General features: G+C 29.2%; 2 protein-coding genes. Both read right to left on the reverse strand.

Going from position 1 to position 1,532, the window contains the following annotated elements; genetic code table 11:
• Positions 1-280, reverse strand: a 280-nt coding sequence (locus tag SORDD16_RS11995; RefSeq protein ID WP_241734042.1) for a hypothetical protein, incomplete at its 3' end; no start/stop codon positions are given.
• 11 nt (positions 281-291) lie between these two features.
• Complete coding sequence (locus SORDD16_RS10815) at positions 292-876, reverse strand: ABC transporter ATP-binding protein (RefSeq protein WP_164966511.1); 585 nt, start codon at positions 874-876, stop codon at positions 292-294.
• Between the last annotated feature and the right edge of the window lie 656 nt (positions 877-1,532).

The following is a 1,532-nucleotide window of genomic DNA, read 5'->3' on the forward strand; positions in this document are numbered from 1 at the left end:
AAACATAAATATTTTCATAAATTATTCCTAATAACAGAATTGCAGGAACGAATATTGTTGCTAATTCAAAGTATGATAGGATCCCCCAAATTTGATTTCCTCTTAATATATTATAAATTTCTGATTTAGCAATCAAAAAAATAAAAACCAAAGCAATAGAAGATAAGAAATATTTGTAAGTCAATTGAATTAGCGATAATTCCTTGACATTATTCGAATCGTTCCAGTATCCTTGTCGTGATAGGAACAACAGAGTAATAGAATAATAAAACTTTTCCATACAATTTCCCTCTACAAAGCAATAATCTGATCAACTGTCGGTAAAATTTCCTGTCTCTCGTGGCTTACAATAATGAAGTGTTTACCTAGATTTATCTTTTGCTCAATCAAATGAATCAGATTTTCAACCGAAACTTGATCTAATCCCGATAAAGGCTCGTCCATAACATACAAATCAGAATCCAATAAAAATGCTGCTATAAGCATTACTTTTTTCTTTTCTCCTAATGACAATGATTGAATTGTTTGCGTCATCAATTTTTCATTCAAATAAAATTGTTCTCGTAATTCTCTTAATCGTTTTTCAAACAAATTTGTTTCAATAAAAAATTGTTTCTGTAAAAATTCGAATAATAAATTAGGAGATAAACCAATGAAATAGTTGTCCGAAGAATCTGGAACGTAGCTAACCTTTTCGTCAGAAATCAATGAGCCAGAATATGGTTGAACAATTCCTAGTAATACTTTTAACAGTGTTGACTTTCCTGCACCATTTTCCCCAGTAATCAGCGTGAGACCTGAATTCGAAGTATCAAAAGAAATATGATCAAACAGTATGCGACTATTTACCCTATATGAAATATTTTCTACTTTCATTTTTTCTCCTTTTATATTATAATTAAAATAGTTGATAGTTATGTCTATAATCTTTTTGAGAATGCCCATTTTCAAACCGAGACATAACTATCAATTATTTTTTATTCAATTATAATTATTCTAGTAATTTCTAATAGAAATTATTTATCATCTGTTATTAACTAAACCATTGTTTTACCCAGCCCCAGATAGCTTCCCATAGCAAATTAATTAAAATCCATTTTATAATTCTCCATACCCAACGCCACATATATTCTTTCTCCTTTTCTTTGATTCTTATTTTAATCTTCTAAAAAAATTAAAATTCCTAAATGTCCTGTTATTCTCTAACGTCATATCAAGTCCTACACTTACTTCTTGAACGAGAATAAGTGCATTTTTTTAATGCCTACTAAAGGATAAATTTTTAACCTTTGGGGTTTTATTGTAATCAAATCCAATAAATAGCCATTAACTCTTATTTCTACTTGAATAAGAGTTGATAGCGTTTGTTGAATAAGCAATACATCTCCTACTTCTGACATGCCAGTCAATAAAACATTGTTTATTCTTTCAAATTCTAGCACGTTTTCTACCTTCATAAAAATAGTAATGATTTTCTATTTCCACCAAAGCACTGACACTAAAAGTGAAAAAAACTTAATCATCGGCACTGC

Source organism: Streptococcus oralis (assembly GCF_001578945.1).
GTDB classification, from domain to species: domain Bacteria; phylum Bacillota; class Bacilli; order Lactobacillales; family Streptococcaceae; genus Streptococcus; species Streptococcus oralis_Q.

What these genes read in the sequence shown, in the direction of transcription:
- SORDD16_RS10815 (WP_164966511.1), bottom strand. Translation starts at nt 876, where the DNA reads ATGAAAGTAGAAAATATTTCATATAGGGTAAATAGTCGCATACTGTTT.